General features: G+C 71.1%; 24 protein-coding genes, 5 tRNA genes and 1 pseudogene. 20 read left to right on the forward strand and 10 right to left on the reverse strand.

The features are described 5' to 3' along the window. Positions 1-164 precede the first annotated feature (164 nt). The 8 genes from OG870_RS32505 to OG870_RS32540 all read left to right on the forward strand — a co-directional run bounded on the left by OG870_RS32505 (position 165) and on the right by OG870_RS32540 (position 3,813). The gene (locus tag OG870_RS32505; protein ID WP_266590206.1) at positions 165-950 is read left to right on the forward strand and encodes a fumarylacetoacetate hydrolase family protein; all 786 of its coding nucleotides are present in this window, start codon (positions 165-167) and stop codon (positions 948-950) included. Continuing rightward, positions 943-2,427 (forward strand): glutamate--tRNA ligase, encoded by a 1,485-nt coding sequence (gltX, locus tag OG870_RS32510; RefSeq protein ID WP_327691775.1) that lies wholly within the window; start codon positions 943-945, stop codon positions 2,425-2,427. Before OG870_RS32505 ends, gltX begins: the two co-directional genes overlap by 8 nt. Before the next feature lie 45 nt (positions 2,428-2,472). Next, positions 2,473-3,204, forward strand: a complete 732-nt coding sequence (locus OG870_RS32515) for an HAD family hydrolase (protein WP_327691776.1) — start codon at positions 2,473-2,475, stop codon at positions 3,202-3,204. Between the two features lie 91 nt (positions 3,205-3,295). Beyond that, a tRNA-Gln gene (locus OG870_RS32520) sits at positions 3,296-3,367 on the forward strand. 45 nt (positions 3,368-3,412) lie between these two features. After that, positions 3,413-3,485 (forward strand) — tRNA-Glu (locus tag OG870_RS32525). Between the two features lie 62 nt (positions 3,486-3,547). Next, positions 3,548-3,620 (forward strand) — tRNA-Glu (locus tag OG870_RS32530). Positions 3,621-3,640: 20 nt separating this feature from the next. Then, a tRNA-Gln gene (locus OG870_RS32535) sits at positions 3,641-3,712 on the forward strand. 28 nt (positions 3,713-3,740) lie between these two features. Beyond that, positions 3,741-3,813, forward strand: a tRNA-Glu gene (locus tag OG870_RS32540). A gap of 53 nt (positions 3,814-3,866) precedes the next feature. Here OG870_RS32540 and OG870_RS32545 read toward each other — a convergent pair. Continuing rightward, entirely contained in the window at positions 3,867-4,511 is a 645-nt protein-coding gene (locus tag OG870_RS32545; protein ID WP_266926487.1) for a MerR family transcriptional regulator, read from the reverse strand. Between the two features lie 86 nt (positions 4,512-4,597). Between OG870_RS32545 and OG870_RS32550 the strand changes: the two genes are divergently transcribed. Next, positions 4,598-5,116: a DUF4188 domain-containing protein gene (locus tag OG870_RS32550; RefSeq protein WP_266590212.1), complete on the forward strand. Its 519-nt coding sequence runs from the start codon at positions 4,598-4,600 to the stop codon at positions 5,114-5,116. A gap of 84 nt (positions 5,117-5,200) precedes the next feature. On the opposite strand, the gene ndgR is transcribed toward OG870_RS32550, so the two are convergent. Next, a complete protein-coding gene (ndgR, locus tag OG870_RS32555; RefSeq protein WP_007384919.1) occupies positions 5,201-5,917 on the reverse strand; it encodes an IclR family transcriptional regulator NdgR in 717 nt (238 codons plus the stop codon). 188 nt (positions 5,918-6,105) lie between these two features. On the opposite strand from ndgR, the gene leuC reads away from it, so the two are divergent. The 4 genes from leuC to OG870_RS32575 all read left to right on the forward strand — a co-directional run bounded on the left by leuC (position 6,106) and on the right by OG870_RS32575 (position 9,439). Continuing rightward, positions 6,106-7,536 carry a 3-isopropylmalate dehydratase large subunit gene (gene leuC, locus OG870_RS32560; protein WP_266590214.1) on the forward strand — a complete coding sequence of 477 codons (1,431 nt, stop codon included), beginning with the start codon at positions 6,106-6,108 and terminating at the stop codon, positions 7,534-7,536. Positions 7,537-7,541: 5 nt separating this feature from the next. Beyond that, entirely contained in the window at positions 7,542-8,135 is a 594-nt protein-coding gene (gene leuD / locus OG870_RS32565; protein WP_266522064.1) for a 3-isopropylmalate dehydratase small subunit, read from the forward strand. A 276-nt stretch (positions 8,136-8,411) separates the two neighbouring features. Beyond that, positions 8,412-8,642 carry a hypothetical protein gene (locus OG870_RS32570; RefSeq protein WP_266522065.1) on the forward strand — a complete coding sequence of 77 codons (231 nt, stop codon included), beginning with the start codon at positions 8,412-8,414 and terminating at the stop codon, positions 8,640-8,642. Positions 8,643-8,779: 137 nt separating this feature from the next. After that, positions 8,780-9,439, forward strand: a complete 660-nt coding sequence (locus tag OG870_RS32575; RefSeq protein WP_266590216.1) for an HU family DNA-binding protein — start codon at positions 8,780-8,782, stop codon at positions 9,437-9,439. An 84-nt stretch (positions 9,440-9,523) separates the two neighbouring features. On the opposite strand, the gene OG870_RS32580 is transcribed toward OG870_RS32575, so the two are convergent. Then, positions 9,524-9,727: a hypothetical protein gene (locus tag OG870_RS32580; RefSeq protein ID WP_266590218.1), complete on the reverse strand. Its 204-nt coding sequence runs from the start codon at positions 9,725-9,727 to the stop codon at positions 9,524-9,526. 9 nt (positions 9,728-9,736) lie between these two features. After that, positions 9,737-10,372 carry a 2-phospho-L-lactate guanylyltransferase gene (gene cofC, locus OG870_RS32585; protein ID WP_266590220.1) on the reverse strand — a complete coding sequence of 212 codons (636 nt, stop codon included), beginning with the start codon at positions 10,370-10,372 and terminating at the stop codon, positions 9,737-9,739. A 156-nt stretch (positions 10,373-10,528) separates the two neighbouring features. Between cofC and OG870_RS32590 the strand changes: the two genes are divergently transcribed. The 4 genes and pseudogenes from OG870_RS32590 to OG870_RS32605 all read left to right on the forward strand — a co-directional run. Next, on the forward strand, positions 10,529-11,311 hold the full coding sequence (locus tag OG870_RS32590) for a lysophospholipid acyltransferase family protein (RefSeq protein ID WP_266590222.1): 783 nt from the start codon (positions 10,529-10,531) through the stop codon (positions 11,309-11,311). Then, positions 11,308-12,318 carry an NAD(P)H-dependent glycerol-3-phosphate dehydrogenase gene (locus OG870_RS32595; RefSeq protein ID WP_266522075.1) on the forward strand — a complete coding sequence of 337 codons (1,011 nt, stop codon included), beginning with the start codon at positions 11,308-11,310 and terminating at the stop codon, positions 12,316-12,318. Before OG870_RS32590 ends, OG870_RS32595 begins: the two co-directional genes overlap by 4 nt. Before the next feature lie 157 nt (positions 12,319-12,475). Further along, on the forward strand, positions 12,476-13,651 hold the full coding sequence (locus OG870_RS32600; protein ID WP_266522076.1) for a D-alanine--D-alanine ligase family protein: 1,176 nt from the start codon (positions 12,476-12,478) through the stop codon (positions 13,649-13,651). A 249-nt stretch (positions 13,652-13,900) separates the two neighbouring features. Then, a pseudogene (locus tag OG870_RS32605) lies at positions 13,901-14,266 on the forward strand (amidohydrolase family protein); the annotation flags it as partial. 215 nt (positions 14,267-14,481) lie between these two features. On the opposite strand, the gene OG870_RS32610 reads toward OG870_RS32605, so the two are convergent. Together OG870_RS32610 and OG870_RS32615 are read right to left on the reverse strand one after the other, a co-directional pair. Then, the gene (locus tag OG870_RS32610; RefSeq protein WP_266522087.1) at positions 14,482-14,976 is read right to left on the reverse strand and encodes a DUF3515 domain-containing protein; all 495 of its coding nucleotides are present in this window, start codon (positions 14,974-14,976) and stop codon (positions 14,482-14,484) included. Positions 14,977-14,996: 20 nt separating this feature from the next. After that, the gene (locus OG870_RS32615) at positions 14,997-15,230 is read right to left on the reverse strand and encodes an Lrp/AsnC family transcriptional regulator (RefSeq protein WP_003997603.1); all 234 of its coding nucleotides are present in this window, start codon (positions 15,228-15,230) and stop codon (positions 14,997-14,999) included. Positions 15,231-15,436: 206 nt separating this feature from the next. Between OG870_RS32615 and OG870_RS32620 the strand changes: the two genes are divergently transcribed. Both OG870_RS32620 and thiD read left to right on the forward strand, forming a co-directional pair. Continuing rightward, entirely contained in the window at positions 15,437-16,402 is a 966-nt protein-coding gene (locus tag OG870_RS32620; RefSeq protein WP_266522089.1) for a thiamine-phosphate kinase, read from the forward strand. Further along, positions 16,399-17,217, forward strand: a complete 819-nt coding sequence (thiD, locus tag OG870_RS32625; protein ID WP_266522092.1) for a bifunctional hydroxymethylpyrimidine kinase/phosphomethylpyrimidine kinase — start codon at positions 16,399-16,401, stop codon at positions 17,215-17,217. The genes OG870_RS32620 and thiD overlap by 4 nt, the downstream gene beginning before the upstream one ends. Here thiD and OG870_RS32630 read toward each other — a convergent pair. Both OG870_RS32630 and rpmB read right to left on the reverse strand, forming a co-directional pair. Next, on the reverse strand, positions 17,180-18,973 hold the full coding sequence (locus OG870_RS32630) for a BTAD domain-containing putative transcriptional regulator (RefSeq protein ID WP_327692341.1): 1,794 nt from the start codon (positions 18,971-18,973) through the stop codon (positions 17,180-17,182). The genes thiD and OG870_RS32630 overlap by 38 nt on opposite strands. Before the next feature lie 478 nt (positions 18,974-19,451). Further along, a complete protein-coding gene (gene rpmB, locus OG870_RS32635; protein WP_009190838.1) occupies positions 19,452-19,637 on the reverse strand; it encodes a 50S ribosomal protein L28 in 186 nt (61 codons plus the stop codon). Positions 19,638-19,897: 260 nt separating this feature from the next. On the opposite strand from rpmB, the gene OG870_RS32640 reads away from it, so the two are divergent. Further along, complete coding sequence (locus OG870_RS32640; protein WP_327667314.1) at positions 19,898-21,667, forward strand: DAK2 domain-containing protein; 1,770 nt, start codon at positions 19,898-19,900, stop codon at positions 21,665-21,667. Positions 21,668-22,055: 388 nt separating this feature from the next. Here OG870_RS32640 and OG870_RS32645 read toward each other — a convergent pair whose 3' ends face one another. Then, positions 22,056-25,010: a tetratricopeptide repeat protein gene (locus OG870_RS32645; RefSeq protein ID WP_327691777.1), complete on the reverse strand. Its 2,955-nt coding sequence runs from the start codon at positions 25,008-25,010 to the stop codon at positions 22,056-22,058. Then, positions 25,010-26,890, reverse strand: coding sequence for an HSP90 family protein (locus tag OG870_RS32650; protein ID WP_266590228.1), 1,881 nt, complete (start codon positions 26,888-26,890; stop codon positions 25,010-25,012). The genes OG870_RS32645 and OG870_RS32650 overlap by 1 nt, the downstream gene beginning before the upstream one ends. Positions 26,891-26,971 lie beyond the last annotated feature (81 nt).

A 26,971-nucleotide genomic window follows, 5' to 3' on the forward strand; every position in this document is an offset into this window, starting at 1 on the left:
CCGGAATTCTGTATTCCGTTAAGGCGGCTTCTCTGGCCGAAAGACAGTGCATTTCTGGCCGGAAAAGGGCTGCATGGTGCGCCGGGCCAGCCGAACGGCGCACGGCCCGACCGGTTAACCTGGGGCGTCAGTACGCCGGTTCTCAGTGAGGGGCGCAGGATCCCGTGCGCATCGCCAGATTCTCCATCGACGGGAACGTCGCCTTCGGCGCGGTCGAGGGTGACAAGCCGGACGAGCTCGTCCTCGACATCATCAAGGGCATCCCGTTCGCGGACTTCGAGCTCTCCGGTACGAAGGTTCCGCTGAGCAAGGTCCGGCTGCTGCCGCCGGTGCTCCCCAACAAGGTCGTGGCCTTCGGCCGCAACTACGCGGAGCACGCGCGCGAGCTGGGCCACGAGGTGCCCGACGCCCCGTTCGCCTTCTTCAAGCCCTCCACCTCGGTGATCGGCCCCGGCGACGAGATCCAGTACCCGTCCTTCACCGAGGACCTGCACCACGAGGCCGAGCTGGCCGTGGTCATCGGCCGTATGTGCCGCGAGGTCCCGCGCGAGCGCGTCAAGGACGTCGTCCTCGGCTACACCTGCGCCAACGACATCACGGCGCGCGACGTCCAGAAGCGCGAGAAGCAGTGGGCGCGGGCCAAGGGCTTCGACACCTCCTGCCCGCTGGGCCCGTGGGTGGAGACAGGCCTTGACATCGCCGCCGCGAGCGACCTGACCATCCAGCTCACGGTCAACGGCGAGCAACGCCAGCTCGGCCGCACCAGCGAGATGATCCACTCGATCGAGGATCTGATCGTCAACATCTCCGAGGCCATGACGCTGCTCCCCGGCGACGTGATCCTCACGGGCACCCCGGCAGGCGTCGGACCGCTCACCGTCGGCGACGAGGTCGCCGTCACCATCGAAGGCATCGGCACTCTCACCAACAAGGTTGTCAAGCGTGGCTAGCGCACCCGGCTCCCCAGTTCGCGTCCGTTTCTGTCCGTCGCCCACCGGTAACCCCCACGTGGGCCTGGTGCGCACCGCCCTGTTCAACTGGGCGTTCGCCCGGCACCACCAGGGCACGCTCGTCTTCCGCATCGAGGACACCGACGCGGCCCGCGACTCCGAGGAGTCGTACAACCAGCTGCTCGACGCGATGCGCTGGCTGGGCTTCGACTGGGACGAGGGCCCCGAGGTGGGCGGCCCGCACGCGCCGTACCGCCAGTCGCAGCGCATGGACCTGTACAAGGACATCGCGGGCAGGCTCCTGGACGCGGGTCACGCGTACCACTGCTACTGCTCCCAGGAGGAGCTGGACACCCGCCGCGCGGCCGCCCGCGCCGCCGGCAAGCCCTCCGGCTACGACGGCCACTGCCGTGACCTGAGCGCCGGGCAGGTCGAGGAGTACAAGGCCCAGGGCCGTACCCCGATCGTCCGCTTCCGCATGCCCGACGAGACGATCACCTTCACGGACCTGGTCCGCGGCGAGCTGACGTTCACCCCGGAGAACGTGCCGGACTACGGCATCGTCCGCGCGAACGGCGCCCCGCTGTACACCCTCGTCAACCCGGTCGACGACGCCCTGATGGAGATCACCCACGTCCTGCGCGGCGAGGACCTGCTCTCCTCCACCCCGCGCCAGATCGCGCTGTACAAGGCGCTGACCGAGCTGGGAATCGCCAAGAGCACCCCTCACTTCGGCCACCTGCCGTACGTGATGGGCGAGGGCAACAAGAAGCTCTCCAAGCGCGACCCGGAGTCGTCGCTGAACCTCTACCGCGAGCGCGGCTTCCTCCCCGAGGGCCTGCTCAACTACCTCTCGCTGCTTGGCTGGTCGCTCTCGGCGGACCAGGACATCTTCGCGATCGACGAGATGGTGGCGGCCTTCGACATCGCGGACGTCAACCCCAACCCGGCCCGCTTCGACCTCAAGAAGTGCGAGGCGATCAACGCCGACCACATCCGTCTGCTGGATGTGAAGGACTTCACCGAGCGCTGCGCACCGTGGCTGCGGGCGCCGTTCGCCCCGTGGGAGCCGGAGGACTTCGACGAGGCCAAGTGGCAGGCGGTCGCCCCGCACGCCCAGACCCGTGTGAAGGTCCTGTCGGAGATCACGGACAACGTGGACTTCCTTTTCCTGCCGGAGCCGGTGGAGGACGAGGCGAGCTGGCAGAAGGCGATGAAGGAGGGCTCGGACGCCCTGCTCCGCACGGCCCGCGAGAAGCTCGAGTCCGCCGACTGGACCTCCGCCGAGTCGCTGAAGGAGGCCGTCCTGGCCGCCGGCGAGGCCCACGGCCTCAAGCTCGGCAAGGCCCAGGCCCCGGTCCGTGTCGCCGTCACCGGCCGCACCGTCGGTCTGCCCCTCTTCGAGTCCCTGGAGATCCTGGGCAAGGAGAAGACGCTGACCCGCATCGACGCGGCACTGGCGAAGCTGGCGGCCTGACTCAATCGGAAGACGCGTTCACCCACCCCGCGTTACCGTCGGATCATGAGCATTCGGGCCGTGATCTGGGATGTCGACGACACCCTCTTCGACTACACGACGGCGGACCGCAAGGGGATGCGCATACACCTGACGGCCGAGGGCCTGCTCGACGCGTACGACAGCGTCGAGCAGGCCCTCGTGCGTTGGCGGCAGATCACTGATGTCCAGTGGGCGCGTTTCTCAGCGGGCGAGGTGTCCTTCGAGGGGCAGCGCCGGGACCGGGTACGGGTGTTCCTGGGCGAGGAGCTGACCGACGCCGAGGCCGACGCGTGGTTCCAGCGGTACCTCAACCACTACGAGACCGTCTGGACCCTCTTCCCGGACGTCCTGCCCGCCCTGGACGCCCTCGCCGCCAGCCACCGGCACGCCGTGCTCTCCAACTCCAGCATCCATGTCCAGGACCGCAAGCTGCGCGCCCTCGGCGTGCACGACCGCTTCGAGGTCATCCTGTGCGCCGCCGAACTGGGCGTCTCCAAGCCCGAGGCCGGCGCCTTCCTCGCGGGCTGCGACGCCCTGGAGCTGGCCCCGCACCAGGTGGCGTACGTCGGCGACCATCCGGAGATCGACGGGCGTGGCTCCGCCGACGCCGGGCTGCTGTCCGTCTGGATCGACCGCGCCGGTATGTCCACCGGCGGCGACGCTCCCTCCGGCCCCCACCGGATCGCCTCCCTCGCCGAACTCCCCGCGCTCCTCGGCGCCGATACCCGTTTTGGAGCCCCGTCCACCTTCGGGTAATGTTCTTCCTGCGCCGCCGGAGAGCGGGCCGGAAGGCCGGGAACCGGAGGCGCAAGCTAGAACGAGATCCCCGCAGGGGCTTGAGTTCCAGTGGCCTATGGTGTAATTGGCAGCACGACGGTTTCTGGTTCCGTTAGTCTTGGTTCGAGTCCAGGTAGGCCAGCTCGCAGATCATCCAGAATCTGCAACCGCGGAACACATCCGCAAAGCCCCCGTTGTGTAGCGGCCTAGCACGCTGCCCTCTCAAGGCAGTAGCGCCGGTTCGAATCCGGTCGGGGGTACAGATCCTTCCCAGGAAGGCGGTCAGGGTCGCACCCGCCGTCTCTCATGCAGGATCGCTAGGGCCCCCGTTGTGTAGCGGCCTAGCACGCCGCCCTCTCAAGGCGGTAGCGCCGGTTCGAATCCGGTCGGGGGTACGATTTACTCTAAATCACCTTGGTCTATGGTGTAATTGGCAACACTACGGTTTCTGGTACCGTCATTCTTGGTTCGAGTCCAGGTAGACCAGCTCGGATCTGCGGAAACGCAAGATCCACGCCCCCGTTGTGTAGCGGCCTAGCACGCCGCCCTCTCAAGGCGGTAGCGCCGGTTCGAATCCGGTCGGGGGTACAACAAGAAGGCCCTTCGCTTCGGCGGGGGCCTTCTTTCGTGTCCGGCGGCGGCTAACCGAAGCCGTACCGCCGCGTCGTCTCCTCCTCCTGGGCCAGCCGCCGCAGTGCCTGCAGCATCGGCTCGGTCAGCACGGCACCGAGTACGGCCGTCTCCACCTTCTCCGCCTCGGACGGATGTGTCTCCACGAAGTCCAGGTCGAGTTTCGCGGTCTCGTGCATCAACGTCCCGTACGACATGAGGAGTTCGGCGCCCCATTCGTAGCCGAGCCGGCGGAACGCGGCCACCGCCACCACCAGCGAGCGGTAGGCGGGGGAGATGGTCGTGAGCCGCTTGGCGTTCTCCCAGCCGAGCCGGTCCAGGAGGGTGCTGACCTCCTCGTGTGCCGACCGGACGTATTCGTCGTCCTCGTCCGGCTCCGGCACCTGCGGCAGGGCCCACAGTGCCGCGCCGAGGCGGATCGCCCGGCCCAGGGAGTCGTCGTCCACGTGCCCGAGCACCTCGCGCACCTTCGCCACCGGTACCCCGCCCACCTGGATCATCGCCCGCACCAGCCGAAGCCGGCGCAGGTGCTCCCCGTCGTACTCGGCGGTCCTCGCGTTGATCTGCCGGCCGGGCGCCAACAGCCCTTCACGCAGGTAGTACTTGATCGTCGCGGTGGACACCCCACTGCGCTCGCTGAGCTCGGCCAGCCGCATCTCTTGCGCCTCTCCTTGGGAAGTGCCACTATCCAAGCACCGTCCAGGAGGATAGTGCCGCTATCCCATGTGGAGGAGGGGTCGCCATGTTCGCGAAACCGGTGCCGGGCCGTACCACCGCGGATGCCGAAGGCGATGTGGTGGTCCTGCTCATCGGGATGCGGGTCAACCACTTCTGGGCGGTGCACCAGTGGCTGCCGGTCATGCTGTCGATGTTCCGCATGCTTGGGGAGCTTGCGCGGGACGCCGACCGGGGGCTGCTGGGGCGCGTCGTGCTGACGGCCTCGCCGCGGACGTACTACATCGTCCAGTACTGGGAGAGCAAGGAGAAGCTCTACGCGTACGCCGCCTCGCCGGACATGTTCCACCACCGCGTGTGGGGGATCGTCAACCGCAAGGAGCGGGCGGGGAAGGTGCGCGGGCACGTGGGGTTGTGGCACGAGGCGTACGTGGTGCCCGAGGGGTCGTACGAGTCGATCTACTTCGACATGCCGGCCGTGGGCCTCGCGGGCGCGCACGGGCAGGTGCCGCTGGACAAGCGCGGGCGGTATGCCGAGGACCGGTTCGCGCACCGGTCGGCGGGGGCGGGCCGGAAGACTGGCTGACCAGGGGGATCGGGGAACGGGGAGGGTCTGCCGCGGCGTTGGGGCGGGCCCTCCTCGGCTGTGCCCGAAGGGTTTTGGCGCCGGTCAGCCGGTGCGGCGCAGGGCCTCGGAGAGGCGCGCGGCGGCGTCGATGACCGCCTGGGCGTGCATACGGCCCGGGTGGCGCGTCAGGCGCTCGATGGGGCCGGAGACCGAGACGGCGGCCACCACGCGGTTGGAGGGGCCCCGGACGGGCGCGGAGACGGAGGCGACGCCCGGCTCCCGCTCGCCGATGGACTGGGCCCAGCCGCGGCGTCGTACGCCCGAGAGTGCGGTGGCGGTGAAGCGGGCACCCTGCAGGCCCCGGTGCAGGCGCTCCGGCTCTTCCCAGGCCATCAGGATCTGCGCCGAGGAACCGGCCTTCATCGTGAGCGTCGAACCGACCGGGACCGTGTCCCGAAGGCCGGACAGGCGCTCCGCCGCGGCGACGCAGATGCGCATGTCGCCCTGGCGGCGGTAGAGCTGCGCGCTCTCGCCCGTGATGTCCCGGAGGTGGGTCAGCACCGGGCCCGCGGTCGCGAGGAGGCGGTCCTCGCCCGCCGCCGCGGCCAGCTCCGCCAGCCGAGGGCCGAGGATGAAACGGCCCTGCATGTCGCGTGCCACCATACGGTGGTGCTCCAGGGCCACGGCCAGTCTGTGGGCCGTCGGTCGTGCCAGTCCGGTGGCCGCCACCAGTCCCGCGAGGGTGGCCGGCCCGGACTCCAGGGCGCTGAGGACAAGGGCTGCCTTGTCCAGAACGCCCACGCCGCTGCTGTTGTCCATGAAACGATACTCACGTCTCACTCTGTGAAACGCAAGTTCCTTTTTCCGTGAGACGCGCAACCCTTGTATGCACGGCGGCCCGCAGACCGAACGGGCCGGATGACGGATGCCCGTGAACAGGGGCCGGGTGCCGTCTCCTCAAGATCTCTAGTTGGGCCGGTGGACGTTTGCCGGCCGGAGGGAAAGCGATGGGTAGGACACTCGCGGAGAAGGTCTGGGACGACCATGTCGTCCGGCGCGCCGAGGGCGAGCCCGACCTCCTCTTCATCGATCTGCACCTCCTGCACGAGGTGACCAGCCCGCAGGCCTTCGACGGTCTGCGCAAGAGCGGTCGCCCGGTGCGCCGTCTCGACCTCACCATCGCGACCGAGGACCACAACACCCCGACCCTCGACATCGACAAGCCGATCGCGGACCCGGTCTCCCGGGTCCAGCTGGAGACGCTGCGCAAGAACGCCGCCGAGTTCGGTGTGCGCCTGCACTCGCTCGGCGACGTCGAGCAGGGCGTCGTGCACGTCGTCGGCCCGCAGCTGGGTCTGACCCAGCCCGGTACGACGGTCGTGTGCGGTGACTCCCACACCTCCACGCACGGCGCCTTCGGCGCGCTGGCGTTCGGCATCGGCACCTCGCAGGTCGAGCACGTGCTGGCCACCCAGACGCTGCCGCTGGCCCGCCCCAAGACCATGGCGATCACGGTCGACGGCGAGCTGCCCGAGGGCGTCACGGCCAAGGACCTGATCCTGGCGATCATCGCCAGGATCGGTACGGGCGGCGGCCAGGGCTACATCCTGGAATACCGCGGCTCCGCCATCGAGAAGCTCTCGATGGAGGCCCGGATGACCATCTGCAACATGTCGATCGAGGCCGGCGCCCGCGCGGGCATGATCGCCCCCGACGAGACGACCTTCGAGTACATCAAGGGCCGTGCCCACGCCCCCGAGGGCGAGGACTGGGACGCCGCGGTCGCGTACTGGAAGACGCTGAAGACGGACGAGGGCGCCGAGTTCGACGCCGAGGTCGTCATCGACGCCGCGTCGCTGTCGCCGTTCGTCACCTGGGGCACCAACCCCGGTCAGGGCGCGCCGCTTTCGGCGGACGTCCCCGACCCTGCTTCGTACGAAGACGCTTCGGAGCGCCACGCCGCCGAAAAGGCCCTGGAATACATGGGGTTGGAGGCCGGACAGGCGCTGCGCTCCATCAAGGTGGACACCGTCTTCGTAGGTTCGTGCACCAACGGCCGTATCGAGGACCTGCGCGCCGCCGCCGAGCTCGTGAAGGGCCGCAAAGTCGCCGACGGCGTACGGATGCTGGTCGTCCCGGGCTCCGCGCGGGTGGGTCTGCAGGCCGTCTCCGAGGGCCTGGACGTCGTCTTCAAGGAGGCCGGCGCCGAATGGCGGCACGCGGGCTGCTCGATGTGCCTGGGCATGAACCCGGACCAGCTGGCCCCCGGTGAGCGCTCCGCGTCCACCTCCAACCGCAACTTCGAGGGCAGGCAGGGCAAGGGCGGCCGTACGCACCTGGTCTCGCCGCAGGTCGCCGCCGCGACGGCGGTCCTGGGCCACCTGGCCTCCCCGGCCGACCTGTCCGACGCCGAGACCCGTACGCCCGCTGGAGTCTGAGAGACATGGAAGCATTCACCACGCACACCGGCCGGGCCGTCCCGCTGCGCCGCTCCAACGTGGACACCGACCAGATCATCCCTGCTCACTGGCTCAAGAAGGTCACGCGGGACGGGTTCGAGGACGGTCTGTTCGAGGCCTGGCGCAAGGACGAGAACTTCATCCTCAACCGCCCCGAGCGGCAGGGCGCCACGGTTTTGGTCGCCGGCCCCGACTTCGGCACCGGCTCCTCCCGTGAGCACGCCGTCTGGGCGCTGCAGAACTACGGCTTCAAGACCGTGATCTCCTCCCGCTTCGCCGACATCTTCCGCGGCAACTCGCTGAAGAACGGCCTGCTCACGGTGGTCCTGGACCAGAAGATCGTGGACGCGCTGCAGGAACTCAGCGAGAAGGACCCGCAGACCGAGATCACCGTCGACCTTCAGGCCCGCGAGGTGCGCGCCGAGGGCATCACCGCCTCCTTCGAGCTGGACGAGAACTCCCGCTGGCGGCTGCTGAACGGGCTGGACGACATCTCCATCACCCTCCAGAACGAGGCGGACATCGCGACGTACGAGGCCAAGCGCCCCTCGTACAAGCCGCGGACGCTGAAGGTCTGACCCGGACCGGACCAGGAGAACCGGAACGCGACGGGTTTCGGCCACCGAAGCACCCCCTCTGTACCCCCGATCAGCCCGATCGGGGGTACAGCTGTGTCTGGGTCCGAGCAGCCTCGGGGGCCGGCGCCGTTGTCCTCAACTTCCCACGTTAGGACGGTTGTTGCCGGGGTAGCCGGGTCCTGTAGGCGCGACTTCCGCCGGAGTCCGGAAGGCCGTTTGAGGCATCAGTTGCGACCCCCGCAGGCGACAACTCGCCCCAGATGGCACAATCTGTGCATGGAACACGACGGCCAACTCGAGCTCTATGCGGCAGTCGCGGACCAACTGAAGGAAGCGCACACAACGGTGCGCGCACTGCAAGTCCCGGAGGGCGTACGGATGGCGCTGACCCGGAAGCTGCTGGTCATTACGGCCGCGGCCAAGCACGATCTCGCCGACGCGGCAAGGCGTCTGGAGGCGTTCACCGCGGACCTCGAGGAGGGGCGATTCCCCGAAGAGGACCGCTGAACACGTCCGGGGCAGCCGAGTTCGTTGCGGCGCACGGGTGATTAGCCCGTTTCGTGTTTGATTTGCGGTATATATCTGCCTAACGTGCGAAAAAGCTTGAACACTTTCGTTCTGGCAATGTCTCCGAAGGGGAAGACGTGAACAAGGCGCAGCTCGTAGAAGCGATTGCCGACAAGGTCGGTGGCCGTCAGCAGGCCGCCGAGGCTGTCGACGCGGTCCTGGACGCCATCGTCCGCGCGACCGTCGCGGGGGACCGGGTTTCGGTCACCGGCTTCGGTTCGTTCGAGAAGGTCGACCGTCCGGCCCGCTACGCTCGCAACCCCCAGACGGGCGAGCGGGTTCGGGTCAAGAAGACCTCCGTTCCGCGCTTCCGCGCGGGCCAGGGCTTCAAGGACCTGGTGAGCGGCTCGAAGAAGCTCCCGCGCGGCGGCGAGGTCGCCGTCAAGAAGGCGCCCAAGGGCAGCCTGACCGGCGGAGCTTCCGCGACCGTCAAGAAGGCCGCGGCGAAGAAGACGACCGCCAAGAAGGCGACCGGCGCCGTGAAGAGGACCGCGGCCACCGCCAAGAAGACGACGGCCAAGAAGACCACGGCCACCGCGAAGAAGACGACCGCGAAGAAGACGACGGCCAAGAAGACCACGGGCGCCGCCAAGACCTCCGCGGCGAAGAAGACCACCGCCAAGAAGGCGACGGCCAAGAAGGCTCCGGCGAAGAAGGCGACGGCCAAGAAGGCCCCCGCCAAGAAGTCCGCGGCTCGCACCACCACCGCCAAGAAGGCCACGGCCCGCAAGAGGTAAGGGCACAGGGGCACTCACGCGCCGGGCCGGACTCCGCATCGGAGTCCGGCCCGCGGCGTTGCCGCGGGAGGTCAGGAACGGCCCTCAGAGCGTCTGCAGCGTCACGAGCGTGATCCGGGGGCTGTCCTTGGCGCCCTCGACCTCGATACGCACCCGCTGCCCGGGCCGCAGCAGCCTCAAGCCGCCCGCGTCGAACGCGTCGGCCTCGAAGGGGAGGGGGGTGCCGTCGTCGAGCAGCACACTGCCGCTGCGCGTCCCGGCGTCGTACGTGTATGCGGTCGCGTGCATGGCCGCAGCCTACTGCCCGGGAATCAGCAACTGGGCTGCCGCCGCCGTCCTGGGGCCCACTCCGAGAGCCAGCGCGGCGCGCAGGTCGTCGCCGGTGTCCACGTCCTGGCGTACGGAATCCACCGCGTCGAGGGCCAGTTCCATGGCGCCGGACGCACGGTGGCGGGCCCGGGAATCGGGGCCGAATGCCGGGAGCAATTCCTGGGCGGGAGTTGCGGCCAGCAAGGTCGTCCCGATTGCGGCCGCGTCGGCGAGGAAAGAGCGGGGGAATTCCGCGGCCGTGTCCAGGACCCGGAGCAATTCCCGGGGGCGTAGCGCCGGAAGGTCGGCGTTCAGGGCCGCGACGGGACTTTCGGGGCGCGCTGTGCGTACCGCGACGACGCCGTGCGCCAGCGCCGCGTTGAGGCCGCCGCGGGGTTCGTCGGAGACGATCCGGGCACCCAGCGCGGCCAGCTCACGGCCTGCGAGGGCGTCGTCCGTGACGACCGCCACATCCCTGACAGCCGGGCAGGCCAGCGCCGCCGCCACGGTGTCCTGGGCGAACGCGAGGGCGAGGCCCGGGCGCAGCCCGTCGGCGGCGGTGTCCGAGAGCCTGCTCTTGGCCCGCGCCAGGGCTTTCAGGGGTATGACCAAGGTCCACTGCACCGGTGTTCCGTCCCTCTCTTCTCGCGGCCATTGTCACTCAGCCGTCACCTGGGCCATCTGGCGGTCGCGGCGCCGGGGCGTACGGTGTTCTCGACAGACCGGCGGCCTGGGGCGACACTTGTGCGGCCCCCCAAGGCCCTAGAGGAAGGTGTCCGCGTGCCCCGCCGCAGAATCGGCTTCTGGTACCGCTTCGCAGCGGTCCTCTGCAAACCGCCACTGGTGGTTCTGATCAAGCGGGACTGGCGCGGAATGGAGAACATTCCGGTCGACGGCGGATTTATTACCGCGGTGAACCACAATTCCCATGTGGACCCTTTCGCATACGCGCACTATCAGTACAACACCGGGCGGGTTCCGCGATTCCTGGCGAAGAGCGGCCTTTTCAGGAAGGGATTCGTCGGCGCCGCGATGCGCGGGACCGGGCAGATCCCCGTCTACCGCGAGACCACGGACGCACTCAGTGCCTTCCGGGCCGCGATCGGCGCCGTGGAGCGCGGCGAATGCGTCGCGTTCTATCCCGAGGGCACCATCACCCGGGATCCCGAACAGTGGCCCATGGTCGGCAAGACGGGTGCCGCGCGCGTCGCGCTGACCACCAAGTGCCCGGTGATTCCGGTCGCGCAGTGGGGCGCCAACGAACTGCTGCCGCCCTACGCCAAGAAACCCAACCTCCGCCCGCGCAAGACCCATCACGTGCTCGCCGGCCCGCCCGTCGACCTCTCGCGCTTCTACGACCAGGAGATGACCCCGGACCTCCTGAAGGACGCGACCGCGGTCATCATGGCTGCCGTCACCCGCCAGCTGGAGCAGATCCGCGGCGAGAAGGCGCCCGAGACGCCCTACGACCCGCGCCGTGAGCGGATCGAGCAGCGGCGCAGGACGCAGGCGCAGACACAGGTCCATGAGAAGGCCGAGCAGGAAGAGGGGCAGGGTACGTGAGCAAGCCCGTCAAGGCGGCCGTCTTCGGCACCGGTTCGTGGGGCACCGCGTTCGCCATGGTGCTCGCCGACGCCGGGTGCGACGTCACCCTGTGGGGACGCCGTGCCGAACTCGCGGACGCGGTCAACTCCACGCGTACGAACCCCGACTACCTTCCCGGCGTCGAACTCCCGGACAGCGTACGGGCGACGACGGACGCCGCCGAGGCCGCGCGCGGCGCCGACTTCGCCGTCCTCGCGATCCCCTCGCAGACACTGCGCGGCAACCTCGCCGAATGGGCGCCGCTGCTCGCGCCCGACTCGATCCTCGTCTCCCTCATGAAGGGCATCGAGCTCGGCTCCGCCATGCGGATGAGCGAGGTGATCGAGGACGTCGCCAAGATCGGCGCGGACCGGATCGCCGTCGTCACCGGGCCCAACCTCGCGCGTGAGATCGCCGCGCGGATGCCGGCCGCCGCCGTGGTGGCCTGCACCGACGAGGCGGTCGCCCAGCGGCTCCAGGCCGCCTGCCACACGCCGTACTTCCGGCCGTACACCAACACGGACGTGGTCGGCTGCGAGCTGGGCGGTGCCGTGAAGAACGTCATCGGGCTCGCCGTCGGCATCGCGGACGGCATGGGCCTCGGCGACAACGCCAAGGGCTCGCTCATCACGCGCGGCCTGGCCGAGACCACCCGGCTCGGTGTCGCGCTGGGCGCCGACCCGCTGACCTTCTCCGGACTCGCGGGCCTGGGCGACCTGGTGGCGACCTGCTCTTCGCCGCTGTCGCGCAACCACACCTTCGGCACCAACCTCGGCAAGGGCATGACCCTGCAGGAGACCATCGCGGTCACCAGGCAGACCGCCGAGGGCGTCAAGTCCTGTGAGTCGGTGGCGGATCTGGCCCGTCGGCACGGCGTGGACATGCCGATCACCGAGACGGTCGTGGACATCGTGCACGAGGGCAAGCCCCCCGTGGTCGCCCTCAAGGAACTGATGTCGCGCAGCGCGAAGCCCGAACGACGCTGAGTGCTCCGCCGGGGGTGCCGCAGCGTGCCGGCGGGCGGCTGCGGCACAGTCGCGGCCTGTCGCGCCGTTCCCCGCGCCCTTCCAGGGTGCTGTCCGAACCGCCGCCCGTCAACGGACGCTGACTCAAGGCCCTACCACCGGGTACTCTCAACGCGATATGAGCACCGAGAACCTCCCCCAGAGCCCTGAGCAGCCGCCTCGCAAACCGCGTGTGGCCGTCGTGTTCGGCGGACGCAGTTCCGAACACGGGATCTCCGTGGTCACCGCCGGCGCCGTTCTGCGGGCCGTCGACCGGACCAAGTACGACGTCCTGCCGATCGGCATCACCCGGGACGGCCGCTGGGCCCTCACCGCCGACGCACCGGAACGCATGGCGATCACCGAGCGCCGTACGCCGGACGTCGAGGAGCTCGCCGAGTCGAGCGAGGGCGGCGTGGTGCTCCCCGTCGACCCCGGCAACCGCGAAGTCGTCTACAGCGAGCCCGGATCGGTGCCCAAGGCGCTCGGTGAGGTCGACGTCGTCTTCCCCGTCCTGCACGGCCCGTACGGCGAGGACGGCACCCTGCAGGGCCTGCTGGAGCTCTCCGGCGTCCCGTACGTCGGTTCGGGCGTGCTCGCCTCGGCCGTCGGCCAGGACAAGGACTACATGAAGCGGGTGTTCACGTCCTTCGGGCTCAAGGTCGGCCCGTACGTGGTGATCCGCCCGCGCGAGTGGGAGCAGACCGCCCCGAACGGGGACAAGGGTGCGGCCGCCCGCAAGAAGATCGTGGACTTCGCCGGCGAGCACGGCTGGCCGCTCTTCGTGAAGCCCGCGCGTGCGGGCTCGTCGATCGGCATCACCAAGGTCGACGACCTCTCCGGACTCGACGAGGCGATCGCCGAGGCCCGGCGGCACGACCCGAAGATCCTGGTGGAGGCCGCACTGCGCGGCCGCGAGATCGAGTGCGGGGTGCTGGAGTTCGAGGACGGTCCGCGGGCGAGCGTGCCCTCGGAGATCCCGCCGCCGGACGCGCACGCGTACTACGACTTCGAGGCCAAGTACATCGACTCGACCCCGGGGATCGTGCCGGCGCCGCTGACGCCGGAGGAGACCGCCGAGGTGCAGCGGCTGGCGGTGGACGCCTTCGAGGCCGCGTCCTGCGAGGGCCTGGTGCGCGCGGACTTCTTCCTCACGGAGGACGGCGAGTTCGTGATCAACGAGATCAACACGATGCCCGGCATGACGCCGATCTCGATGTACCCGCAGATGTGGCAGGCGAGCGGTATCGGCTACCCGGAACTGGTGGAACGGCTCATCCAGGCGGCGTTGCGCAGGTCCACGGGACTTCGCTGACGCAGCGGCTGTGCGGACGTCGTGGCGAGGAGGCCGTCGCCCTTCTCGCATGACGGTCCCGAACACCCCTTCCGGGAGGCCTGCTTCGGAGCCAGGGGGTGCTGCGGTGAGGTCATGCGGCGCGTCGAGGCGCTGACCGCGTGATCCGGGAAGGCGACGCCCGGCCCGGACACCTCACCGTTCCACGAAGCGGATCACCTGGTCCGGGGCCGGGCGCAGCAGGCCGTCCCGGACCGCCAGAGCCGTCGCCGGCTCGGCGTGCACGTCACCGGGGACCGGGCCATCGACACCGTCGTGGACGCCTTCGTCGACGCCGACGCGGCCGCGCCCCGCCCCGACGCCCGCCACTACGTCATCCACGGCGACTTCATCGGCGCGGACAGCCTGGCCAAGCTCGCCGCTCACGGCTACGGCGTCAACATGAACCCCGGGATCAAGTGGACCATCGCCGACTTGATGGACGAGGTCGTGGGTCCCCGACGCTCGGCCTACCAGTGGCCCGTCCGTTCGGCGATCGAGGCCGGCGTCACCGTCTGCTCCAGCTCCGACGCGCCGATCACCGAGCCCGACTGGCGTCAGGGCGTGGCCTCGATGATGCTGCGCGAATCCAAGGCAATCCTCACCGAGCATGTCCGCAAGACCCAGCAGCGAGGTCAGAGACCGACCTAGCGCCGCAACAGGCAACGTTCGCCCCGTCGCGACGCCCGGCACGCACTCTCACCGCACCGGCCGAAAGCCCAAGTACGTCCAGTACGAGGACTTCCGGCCGGCACGCCGAGAGCACGCACCGGACGCCGCTCCTTGACGGGCAAACGTTCCCTGCCGCGGCGCTAGTCGGCGATCCCTTCGGGGATCGCCTTCTTTGTCGAGGGCGCCAGGTCGACCAGCGGTGCCATGCCGTCTCCCGTGCGGTCCTTCGGGATGGTGACCTCCACATACGCCGTGCGCAGTGTCGTGGTGAAGCGGAACGAACCGTCGTCCCGCTTCTGCAGCAGCCAGCCGACCCCGTCGACCTCGACCCCGTCGGCTTCGGGGTCGTTCATCCGCGCGGGTCGCTCGACACCGCAGCGCAGTATGATCGCCGGGTCGCCCCAGCCCGCGGTCAGCGCGGAGGCCGGTTCGGGATCCCTGCGGTCCTGACCGTCGACCTTGGACGGCAGCATCTTGTCCAGGTTCTGGCACAGCTTGGTGACCTTCGCGCCCGGACCGGGAACCGAGGTCCGGGCGCTGTCGTCTGCTGAGGAGCAGCCCGTGGCCGTGATCAGCGTCGCGACCAGAGCGGGCAGCCCGAAAACAGTTCGGTGCCGGTGACGGAAGGAGTTCACCGGCCAAGGGTAGACGGGGGCTACAGATGGACGACCGGGCAGGTCAGAGTACGGGTGATGCCGTCCACCTGCTGGACTTTGGCGACCACCATGCGGCCGAGGTCGTCCACGGTGTCGGCCTGGGCCCGCACGATCACGTCATAAGGTCCTGTCACGTCCTCGGCCTGGATGACTCCAGGAATCTTGCTGATCGTCTCGGCGACGGTCGACGCTTTGCCGACCTCCGTCTGGATCAGGATGTACGCCTGTACCACGGAACCTCCAGGGCGGCCACGAGGATCATGTGGGGAAAAGGAACGCCACGGTATCGCGTCGTCACCGGCCGCGGGGAGACCTGCGCGGGCCCGGGACGCCGCGGCCGGGTGCGGGCACGAAAGAAGTCAACGGTCACCTCGACCGTAGCGAGGACACTGATGACGCGCGACCGGGCACGGCAAGGGACAGAAGGGGAGCAAGGGCAATGAAGGGCACTGTTGGTGAGCTCGGGGAGTTCGGGCTCATCAGGGAGCTCACCTCCCGTCTCACCACCACCCCGGCGGTCCGGGTGGGCCCCGGCGACGACGCCGCGGTGGTCGCCGCGCCCGACCGCAGGGTCGTGGCCAGCACCGACATCCTGCTGGAGGGACGGCACTTCCGCCGCGACTGGTCCACCGCCTACGACGTCGGGCGCAAGGCCGCCGCGCAGAACCTCGCGGACATCGCCGCCATGGGCGCCGTGCCGACCGCGCTGCTGCTCGGCCTCGTCGTACCCGCCGAACTCCCGGTGACCTGGGCGAGCGAGCTGATGGACGGGTTGCGCGACGAGTGCCAGGTGGCCGGCGCGTCGGTGGTCGGCGGGGATGTCGTACGAGGCGACACGATCATGGTGTCGATCACCGCGCTCGGCGATCTGCGCAACCAGGAGCCGATCACCCGGGGCGGCGCCCAGCCCGGCGACCTGGTCGCCGTCACCGGCTGGCTGGGCTGGTCCGCCGCCGGTTACGCGGTGCTCTCCCGGGGCTTCCGCTCGCCGCGCGCGTTCGTGGAGGCGCACCGGCGCCCCGAGCCGCCGTATCACGCGGGCCCGGCCGCCGCCGGACTCGGCGCGACCGCGATGTGCGACGTCAGCGACGGCCTGATCGCCGACCTCGGGCACATCGCCGAGGCCAGCAAGGTCCGTATCGACATCCGCTCCGGCGCGATCGACATCCCGTCCCAGATGAACGACATCGGGCAGGCCGTCGGCGTCGACCCCATGCAGTGGGTGCTCACCGGGGGAGAGGACCACGCGATCGTGGCGACCTTCCCGCCGGACGTGAAGCTGCCGGCCCGCTGGAAGGTGATCGGCGAGGTGCTCAACCCCTCGGCGCTGCCCCAGGTGACGGTCGACGGGGCGCCGTGGACCAGCAAGGGCGGCTGGGACCACTTCGGGGACATCGAGTCATGACCGCCCCGCCGAGGGTCCTCACGGTGGCCGGCTCCGACTCCGGCGGAGGGGCCGGAATCCAGGCCGACCTGAAGACGATGCTCGCGCTCGGTGTGCACGGCATGAGTGTCGTCACGGCGGTCACGGCCCAGAACTCGCTCGGCGTGCAGGGGGCTTGGGAACTGCCCGTGGAGGCTGTGCGGGCCCAGTACCGGAGCGTCGTGGACGACATCGGCGTACAGGCCGTGAAGACCGGAATGCTCGCTTCGGCCGAACTCGTCGAGGCCGTGGCCGAGTTGATCGGCGACACGGGCGCTCCGGCGGTCGTCGACCCGGTGGGCGTCTCGAAGCACGGCGACTCTCTGCTGGCCGCCTCGGCACTGGATTCCGTACGGCACAGGCTGCTGCCCCTCGCGACCGTCGCGACGCCGAACCTCGACGAGGTGGCCCAACTCGCCGGTGTGCGGGTCGAGTCGGAGTCGGACCTGCGCGAGGCGGCGGCCGCCGTCCTGTCGTACGGGCCGACATGGGTGCTCGTCAAGGGCGGCCATCTCCCGGGTGAGGCCGTGGACCTGCTCACCGACGGATCCGAGGAGCACTGGCTGCGCGCCCCACGGCACGACAACCGGCACACGCACGGCACGGGCTGCACCCTCGCGTCCGCGATCGCGTCGCAGCTCGCGAAGGGGCAGTCCGTGCCGCAGGCGGTGGCGGTGGCCAAGGAGTACGTCACCGGGGCGATCTCGGCCGGGTTCGCACTCGGCGGCGGGATCGGGCCCGTGGACCACGGGTGGGCCCTCAGGCCCCGGACAGGGCCGGGTACTCCCTCAGCTTGATGTCGGTCGCCGCCTTCTCGGTCAGCTTCTTGAAGAAGCGGGCCAGGGGGCGGGAGCCGAGGACCCGGTACATGCGATCCCGGTTGCGGATGCGCCGCTCGGTCGCCGGGGCGACGAACGGGCCCGCGTTGCCGGAGATCTTCTGGCAGCCGTTGGCGAAGTCCCGGATCCGGGTCTCGTACTCGGCGAACGCGGTACGGAAGTCGCCGCCCGCGAGGGCGAGTTCACCGGCGAGCACATACGCCCCGACGATCGCCACGCCCGTCCCCATACCGCCCATGGTGGCCCCGTACCCGGCGTCACCGAGCAGCGCCACGCGCCCCTTGGTGAGGCGGTCGACATGGATCTGGGCGATCGCGTCGAAGTACAGGTCGTCGGTCTCTTCGAGGGCCCTGAGGACGGCTGGGGCGCCCCGCAGGCCTGTCGCCGCGCCCAGCAGGACGGCGGCCAGTTCGGCCGATTCGGCGACGGATGCCAACGCCTCGGCCGTGTCGGCGAGTTCGAGGTCGCCGGGCCCCTCGGCCGACAGCTCGGCGGCCTGCCGAAGCCAGTCGCGGGCCTCCTCGATGCGGCCCTCGGCGGCGGAGGTGCGGCCGAACCCGATGAGGATCCGTACGGTCTCGCCGACGCTGAACCAGTTGGCGGCGCAGGCCTCCAGGGCGCCTTCGTAGTGCACACGCGCGCGTGCCGTGTCCCCGGACAGCCGGGCCGCGTCACCGAGGCCGCGCCGGGCGGCCGCCATCTTGTCGGGCAGCCCGGCGACGCGCGCGAGCGTCAGCGCCTGCTCGAAATGGGCCTCGGCGCCGGCCGTGTCGCCCCGGCGCAGCAGCACGGCGCCACGGGTGCGCAGCAGATCGGCGGTCTCTTCGGGGGCCGCCACCTCGCGCAGGTAAGCCAGTCCCTCGTCGAGCAGCTCCAGGGCGCGCCGTGAGTCCCCGCGCGCGTGGGCGGACATGCCGACCTGATGGCCGTCCTCTCGTGTTTCTGGCGAAACGCGCACGCCGGGGCAGGCGCCGAGCAGCAGCGCGGCGATCCGGGCGGCCTCCTCGACCAGGTGCTCGCAGTTGTCGAGCACGAGCAGCAGCTCGCGATCCTCCAGGGCGGCCAACAGCCGGCCCGTGCCGTCGCCGACGGGCGTGCGCAGACCGCCCCGCACACCGAGTGCCGTCAGGACGGTGTACGGGATCTGGGTGCCGTCGGTGAGCGGGGCGAGCTCCACGAAACAGACACCGGTGCGCCGGCTCGCCGCCTCGATCGCCAGCCGTGTCTTGCCCGCGCCGCCCGGACCGGTGAGCGTGACCAGGCGGGCGTCGGCCAAAAGGGCGGCGATCCGGGCGAGTTCGCTCTCACGGCCGACGAAGCGGGTCAGCTGGACCGGAAGACGGTGCCGCTCGCGTTCGCCGCCCTGGAGCAGCTCCAGGTGCAGCGCGGACAGTTCGGGAGACGGGTCGGCGCCCAGCTCGTCCGCGAGTGTGCGCCGGGCGTCCTCGAACACCGTGAGCCCCTCGGCGGGCCGGCCGCCCGCGTGCAGGGCCCGCATCAACTGTCCGTACAGCCGCTCGCTCAGCGGGTGGGCCGACACCAGCGTCCGTCGCTCGGGCACGAGTTCGGGGCCGCCATCGAGCGCCAGGTCCGCCTCGATCCGGTCCAGTACGGCGGCCAGCCTGAGCTGGTCGAGCCGGGCGGCCTCGGCGTGCGGGTCCGGGAGGTCGGGCAGGGCCGGGCCGCGCCACAGGGCGAGCGCCTCCCGGAGCAGGGTCGCCGCGCGCGAGGGTGGTCACCGGCGGCGAGGGCGGCCCGCCCCTCCTGCGACAGGCGCTCGAAACGGTGGGCGTCGACGGAGCCGGGCGCGACCGCGACCCGATATCCGGCGGGGCCCGCCTCGATGTCCGTGTGCGGGGCCAGGCGTCTGCGCGGCCGGGAGATCTGCGACTGGAGGGCGTTCGCCGCCCCGGCGGGCGGCTCGGCGCCGTAGAGGCCGTCGGTGAGGCGCTGCGTGGAGACCGCGTGGCCGGCGTCGAGGAGCAGCAGGGAGAGCAGAGCACGGGGGCGCGGTCCGCCGGGGTCCAGTGGGATGCCGTCGTCGGTGCGTACGTCCAGGGCTCCCAGGATGCCGAAGCGCATTCGCACGATTCTTGCAGCACGCACGCGGCCGGGCACAGCAAAAAGCCGGCCCACCGAGGTGGACCGGCTTTGAGCAGCGAACCAGCAGTGGCCGCGCGCTTAGCTGTGCGTCAGCGCGAGACCTTGCCGGCCTTGATGCACGAGGTGCAAGCGTTCACGCGCTTCGGCGTCCCGCCGACCACGGTACGGACGCGCTGGATGTTCGGGTTCCAGCGACGGGACGTACGGCGGTGCGAAAACGAGATGTTGTTGCCGAAGCCCGGCCCCTTGCCGCAGACGTCGCAGTTGGCAGCCACGGGTCACTCCAAAGACTTCAGATGCACTTACGGTGGATCCCGGCATGCCGGGATCAAGATCGCAGGATCAGAGATCTGAGATCTGAGTGGCGGTGCCAGGGGTATGGCCCGATCAGGATCGGGCAACCGGAGCAGCATACAACGACTGCGCCGGTGCCACGAAACTACCATGGCTGATCAGGGCTCCTCCCGGCCCACTTCCGGCGGGCACCGGCCCTGGGTCTACGCTGCGTCCAGTCCAGCAGCTCAAGGAGGCGCAGGTGGCGCAGGTGCCGCAGACATTCTTCGATGCTCTCGCGGTGCGCACCTGGTGCGGCCTCGCGCTGGAGAAGCTCGGCCGCGCGCGCGAGGAGATCGACGCGATCAACGTCTACCCCGTGGCCGACGGGGACACGGGCACCAACCTGTATCTGACCGTGGAGTCCGCGGTGGCGGCCGTGGAAGCCGTTTTCGCAGCTCACGAAGTCGGTGGCGGTGGCGGTGCCGGTGCTCTGTCGGCCGGTGCCGGGGGCCCGGGGGAGTCCGGGAAGCCGACGCTCGCCGACGCGGTGCGCGCGATGGCGCACGGCGCGCTGATAGGCGCCCAGGGGAACTCCGGGACGATCCTCGCGCAGCTGCTGCGCGGTATGGCTCAGGTGTTCACCGTCGATGGTGGGACACCTCACACCGACGGCTCGGGCCTCGGGCTCGCGCTGCGGCACGCGGCCGACTCCGCGCGCCAGGCCGTCGCCCACCCCGTCGAGGGCACGGTCCTGTCGGTCGCCTCGGCCGCCGCCGACGCGGCCGGGAGAGCCGAGGGCGACTGCGGGACGGTCGCACGGGCTGCCTACGAGGGAGCGCGCACGGCGCTGGCCGAGACCACGGGACAGCTGGCCGTGCTGGGGCGCGCCGGGGTGGTCGATGCCGGCGGGCGCGGGCTGGTGGCGGTGCTCGCGGCGCTGGTGGAGACGTTCACGGGGGAGGCGCCGGGGGCGGTTGCGGTGTCCGCGGGGCACGCGCGCGTGGAGACGGTGGCGGCGGGCGACGGCCCGGAGGCCGGCCTGACGGTGGACGGAGGAGCGTCCTCGGCCGATGCCGGAGACTGCGCCGACGCCCTCGAAGAGGACGGTCCCGCCTTCGAGGTGATCTACCTGCTGGAGGCCGAGGACGCGGCCGTCACGCGGCTGCGGACCCGGCTCGACGCCCTGGGGGACTCTCTGGTCGTGGTCGGCGGCGACGGGCTGTGGAACGTCCACGTGCACGTGGACGACGCGGGCGCCGCCGTGGAGGCGGGTGTCGAGGCCGGACGGCCGTACCGGATCCGGATCACCCACTTCGGGCTCGGAGACGTGCACACGCGCGGGGCCGCACGTCCGCCCAGGGAGCCGGTCCAGCGGGCGGTCGTGGCCGTGGTGCCCGGCGAGGGACTGGCCGGGCTGTACACCGAGGCCGGCGCGACCACCGTGCTCGCGCGCCCCGGGGAGCCGCCGGTGAGCGGCGAGCTGGTCGACGCCGTACGGCGGGCACACGCGCGTGAGGTCGTGCTGCTGCCCAACGACGCCGACCTGCGCCACACCGCGGCCGCGGCGGCCGAACAGGCCCGCACCGAAGGCATCCGCGTGGCCCTGATCCCGACCCGCTCCGCGGTCCAGGGGATCGCGGCGCTCGCCGTGCACGAGCCGGAGCGCCGCTTCGACGAGGACGTCGTGTCGATGACCTCGGCGGCGGGCGCGACCCGTTACGCCGAGGTCGCCGTCGCCGAGCGGCAGTCCTGGACCATGGCCGGCATCTGCCAGGCCGGTGACGTCCTCGGCCTCATCGAGGGCGACGTGGCCGTGATCGGCTCCGACGTCACCGGCACCGCCGAGACCGTCCTGGACCGCATGCTCCAGGCCGGTGGCGAGCTCGTCACCCTCGTGCTCGGCGACGAGGCCCCGGAGTCCGTCGCCCACCACCTGGAGGCACGCGTGCGTGAGTCGTATCTCGCCGTCGACACGGTGGTGTACCGGGGCGGACGACAAGGGGCTCTGCTGCTGATCGGCGTCGAGTAGCGTCCCGGTCGGTCTCCTGTTCCCGGGTTCCGGGCTGCTGCGCGGCGGCTGGCTTCCCGCTTCCGGGGCTCCAGGGTCTGCCGCGGCTCGGTCGGTTTCCTGTTTCCGGGTCCGCAGGGTCGGATGGGTGTCGGCCGGTCTCTTGTTTCCGGGCTTGCAGTGTCTGTTGCGCGGCGGCTGGCTTCCTGCGGCTGGTTCTCCGGGGTTTGCCGTGTCTCGGTCGGTTTCCTGCTCCCGGATCTCCAGCTTCTGTTGGGCGTCGGCCGGCGCCCTGTTCCCGGATCTCCAGCTTCTGTTGGGCGGCGGCTGGCCCCCTGTTCCGAGACCTCCAGCTTCTGTTGGTCGTCAGCCGGCGCCCTGTTCCCGGACCTCCAGCGCCCGCTGCGCCTCAGCCGGCGCCCTGTTCCCGAACCTCCAGCAGCTGCTCCGCCTCCGCCCGCCGTTCCTGCGCCGTCTCGTCCTCGCCGCCTGCGCCGTCGTACGCCGCGAGGACCGCACGCGCGTGTGCCACCGCTCGGGCGGGGCGGCCGAGGTCGGCCTCCAGCCAGCCTGCGGCGAGCTCTGCTCCGGTCCGGCTGTCCAGGGCGTCGTCCCCCAGGGTGGCGAACACCGTGATCGCCTCGGTGACCTGGGACAGGGCGTCTTCGAGGGCGGCCCGGATCGAGTCGTCGTCGGCGTCCTCCGCGGCGGAACGGGCGAGCAGGTCGCCGAACTGGCGGTGCGTGTGCCCGAGTTCCGCGACGAGCCGCCCCCGCGCCTCCTCGTCGGTCCCGGCGGCGCCCAGCGCGGCCTCGCACTCCCGGACGGCGCCCGCCATCAACTCCCGTGCCGCACGCGTCCCGTCCTGCGCGCCCGCGCGCAGCTCAAGCCACGCGCGGGCGCGCAGCGAGCGGACCAGGCCGTGGACGTTGCCGAGCGAGCGCCACAGGTCGCCCGCGCGCGCGTAGGCCCGGTCCGCCTCGGCGGGCAGCCCCGCCGCCGCGAGCGACTCGCCGGCGAGATGGGCGAGCGTCGCGTGGTCGTGCTGCTCGGGCCAGTGGCGGGCGGTCTCGGCCGCCTGCAGCCGCCGTTCGGCCGCCTCACGGTGCTCGCCGAGCTCGCTCAGACAGTCGCCGAGCCACCACTGCGTCTGGACGACCGCGCCGTCGCCGTGCGTCTCGGCAGTCAGGTCGGGCAGCGCCGACTCCAGCATCTCCGCGGCCTCGGCCCACCGCTCCTGGCGCAGCAGGAACCCGCCGAGCTGGTGCCGGGCCCAGGCACCGAACGTGGGCCCCTCGCCCGCCTCGTCGGCCCAGTGTGCCGCCTCCAGGGCGTGCTCCGAGGCCTCCACGAACAACCCCCGGCCGCCGAGCACCTCGGCGAGCTGAAGGTGCAGCTGGGCCCGCCCGACCGCCTCCAAGTGGGCTCCGCCGTGGTCCAGGGCCGCCCGCAGGGCCCGCTCCGCACCCGAGATGTCGCCCAAGTGGTGGGAGAGCCCGGCCAGTTGCGCCTCGTACTCCACCGCGAACCACGGCAGCCCGGCCTCCACGAAGCCGGCCGTGGCCCGCCCGAACAGGTCCACGGCCCCCTCCAGGTCCCCGCGACGCATCGCCAGCTCCGCGAGCATGGCCAGCGCCTCGGCGCCCCGCGAGGCGATCCGCACGTCGTCCCCGGCGTACCCGCCGACCAGCGCGAGCAGCTCGCGCACGGACGCCTCGGCGTCGGCGAGAACCGTTTCGCCAGCCGTCGCGTCCGCCGATTCGCCGGCGTCCAGGACTCGCCGCATCAGGATCCGCGCCCGCCCCATCAGCACGGACGCCGTCTGCCGTACGCCCGTGGCGTCCTCGGCGTAGAGCGCCAGGACCCGGTCGTACGGCTCGGCGACCGCCGCGAGCGCCTCGTCGACCCGGCCCGCCAGAGCGCGTACGTACGCCGCACGCGTGCGTGCCGCCAGTGCCTCGCCGGGGTCGCCCGCCTCCTCGTACAGCCCGGCGGCCCGTTCGAAGAGTTCGGCACCCTCAGGGCCCCGGTCCATCGCCTCGTGGTCGACGATCTCCGCGCGGTCGCGGGCGCCCAGCTCGACGTCCTCGGCGGCGCGCGCGACCGCCGCCCACGCCTCCATGGCGTTCGGCTGCAGGGTGTCCGAGAGCCGGCGTGCCTCGGTCAGCAGGCCACGCAGGTCCGGCAGGTCCGGCGCGTCCGCGGTCACGGCGGCCGGTGCCGCCACCGTGGGCGCGGAGACCGGGCGGACCGTCGTGCGCAGTCCGAGCGGCAGCCGGTCCACCAGGGGACGCTGCGCCATGCGCGCGCGTGCCCGGTCGCTGACGTACGAGGTGCCGTTGCGCTCGTCGAAACGGGCGGCCAGGGCGAGGGCCTCCGCACGCGTGTGTGCGGCGAGTTCGCGCGCCGTCCACGTCCGGCCGGCCGGTCCGGGCACCTGGCGGTCGCCGTGGCCCCTGACGCCCAGACGCTCCATGAGCAGGGTCACCACGCTGAGGAAGTCCAGCCTGCTGCGCGGCTGCCCGGTGTCCGTGAAGTACGCCGGCCGCTCCGCGAGCAGCTCCAGGGCCCGCGCCTCGTTGCCCGTCAACGCGCAGAACTCCACGTGGTCCGCGTACGCGCCGCGCATGCTCTCCATGCCCCGCACCAGCCGGAAGCCCCGCAGATGGTGCGCTCGTGCCTCGTCGGTGCGGCCCAGCCGCAGCAGGGGCGTCAAGGAGGACGCGAGGACGGTGTGCGGCTCGTGGGCGCAGGTGAACTCGCCCTCCAGGACCGGCGCCCACAGCCGAAGCGCCTCGGCGTCCCGCCCCCGTTCCGCCTGCCACCAGCCCTGCCCGTGCAGCTCGCACGCGTGACAGTCGGCCATGTCGTCCCGGTCCGCGGCCAGCCACGCGGCGTACGCACGTTCCGCGCGCGCGAGGTCCCCGAGGTGCGCGGCCACGCTGAACTCGGCGCTGCGCACGGCCCGTTCGGAGTGCCCGGCGAGCCGGTAGCGGTGCTCCATCTCGCCGAGCCACTTCTCGATGGAGGCGAGCGGCACGTGCGGCTGGTCGAGCATGCCGGACGACATCCACTTGAAGACCCAGTGCAGCGAGTGCACCTCGTACGCGTCGAAGTCCTCGGGCCGCTCGTCCCACAGGCGCAGCAGACGCGCGAAGGGGACGAACATCTTGTCCTTCTCGGAGCTGTAGTTGTAGACCTTCAGCTGGTGTCCGAGCGCCTCGATCACGGCGAGCGGGATGCCCAGCCGCTCGGCCTCCACGAGCAGCTGCTCCGCGCGCGCGTTGCGTGCGGGGCCCTCCGGGCGCTCGGAGTTCTCCGTCATCGCCCGGCGCAGGGAGTCGAAGTCCGTGATCTCACCCATCAGTGACCGCCCCCCGAGGAGTTGTCCGTCGCGTCGGAATCGCCATGGGTCGCCCATTCCAGCAGGCCGATGAATGACCGGTTCAGCAGCGCCGTGTCCGCCGGCCGCAACGGTCGCTGCGCCATCAACAGCGCCTGCCCGTACAGGGACTCCGTGGCGGTGCCGATCAGTTCCGGGTCGCCGAGCGAACTGATCCGCCGGATCAGCGGGTTGAGGTGGTTGAGCACCAGACGCGCGCGGGGAGTGCTGCCCCGCAGCGACCCGAGAATCCCCGCCCACAGGTCGTCGGCCTGGTCCTCGGCCTCCGCGCGGGCCTGTTCGTGCCGGGCCGCCCGGTCGTCCAGGTGGAGCGCGGGAACGGAGAGGGGGTGGAAGGCCCGCAGCACCACGTCACACGCCAGAGGGTCGAGCTTGGCCCGCGCGGCCGCCAGGAACGCCGACAGCGCCAGTTCCTCCGCCGGATCCACGGCATCCAGATGCGCCGTCACGGTGTCCGCGTCCAGCTCGGCGACCACCGTCCCGGGCCGCACCGACGGCAGCGCCTCGACCAGCTCGCTGTCGTACGTGTAACCGCCGTTGACCACCCCGACGCCCTGCGCGGACGCGATCGCCGCGACCTGCCGGTACTCCTCGACGGTCCGCGTGAAGTGCACCACCGGGTGCCGCTGCGCGAACTCCTCCAGGGACAGCTGCCCGTCGGTGGTCTCGAAGGGCAGCCAGGGCAGCATCGTGCGCAGCATCTCCCTGTCGTGCCGCGCCAGGGACTTCACGCCCAGGTGGTGCACCGCCAGGAAGGCCGCCAGCCGCTCGGGCGCGCCGGCCGCGAGCCCCGTCAGCCAGGACCTGATCCTTTCGCCGAGCGCCTCCCGCACGGCGGCCAGCGTCTCGTCCTCGTACAGCGACTCGCGCGAGGCCGTGGGCCGCAGGCTGTCCGTGTCCAGCACGCACCGCACGAAGAACGCCCAGTCGGGCAGCAGCTGTTCGGCCCGCTCGGTCAGCAGCATGCCCTTGAGGTGCACACGATGCGTCGCCCGCTGGGCCGGGCTGACCGCCGACGGCAGGACGTACGCCACCCCGCGGATCCCGGCGAGCGGCACGTTCAGCTCGATCGAGTCCAGCGGGGTGAAGCCGAACAGCTCGTGACAGTGCCGCGCCAGGGCCACACGCCGGTTGGCGGGGGAGGGGTAGGGCCGGTCCCAGGGCGCGGGCAGATCGGTGACCGCCTCGTCTCCGACCCGGACGTCGTACGGCAGCAGGGAACCGAAGTCCCGCGCCAGCCCGAGCACCCGCTCGGGAGTGAGCCACTCCCCGGCCCCCGCCCGCGCCACCAGATGCACGGTGGTGCCCGGTTCGGGCCGTGCCGCGTGCGGCAGCGTCCGCACGGTGTACGAACCGTCGTCGCTCGCCGTCCACTCCACGGGCGCCGCGTCCGGGGTACGGGCGCTGCGGCTGACGACCCGGATCCGCTCGGCGACCACGAAACAGGCCAGCAGGCCGATGCCGAACTGCCCGAGGAAGTCGGAGCGGACCTGCTGGATGCCGTCGGCGATCTCCTCGGCACGCTTGGAGCTGCGCCCGATGGTCGCGAGCAGGCTGTGCACGTCCGACTCGGTGAGCCCGACCCCCGTGTCCTCGACACGCAGGGTCCCCGCCTCGGCGTACAGCCGCACGAGCCCCGGCGCGTCGGGCTGCTCCGCACGCCGGGCGGTGATGGCGTCCACGGCGTTCTGCAGCAGCTCCCGCAGATAGACCCTGGGGCTGGAGTAGAGGTGATGGGAGAGCAGGTCCACCAGACCACGCAGGTCCACCTGGAACGTGTGCGGTGACTGGGGTGACGGTGACTGGGACGGCTGGGATGACTTCGAGGTCTGGGAGTCCATCGTCGCAGCGCCGGTGGGGGGAGTTTCGCGACGGCGCGGGGTCGGGCGGTCCCTGATGGGGCGGTGACCGCGGGGGAGGCC

The sequence above is a fragment of the Streptomyces sp. NBC_00461 genome (genome assembly GCF_036013935.1).
GTDB lineage: Bacteria > Actinomycetota > Actinomycetes > Streptomycetales > Streptomycetaceae > Streptomyces.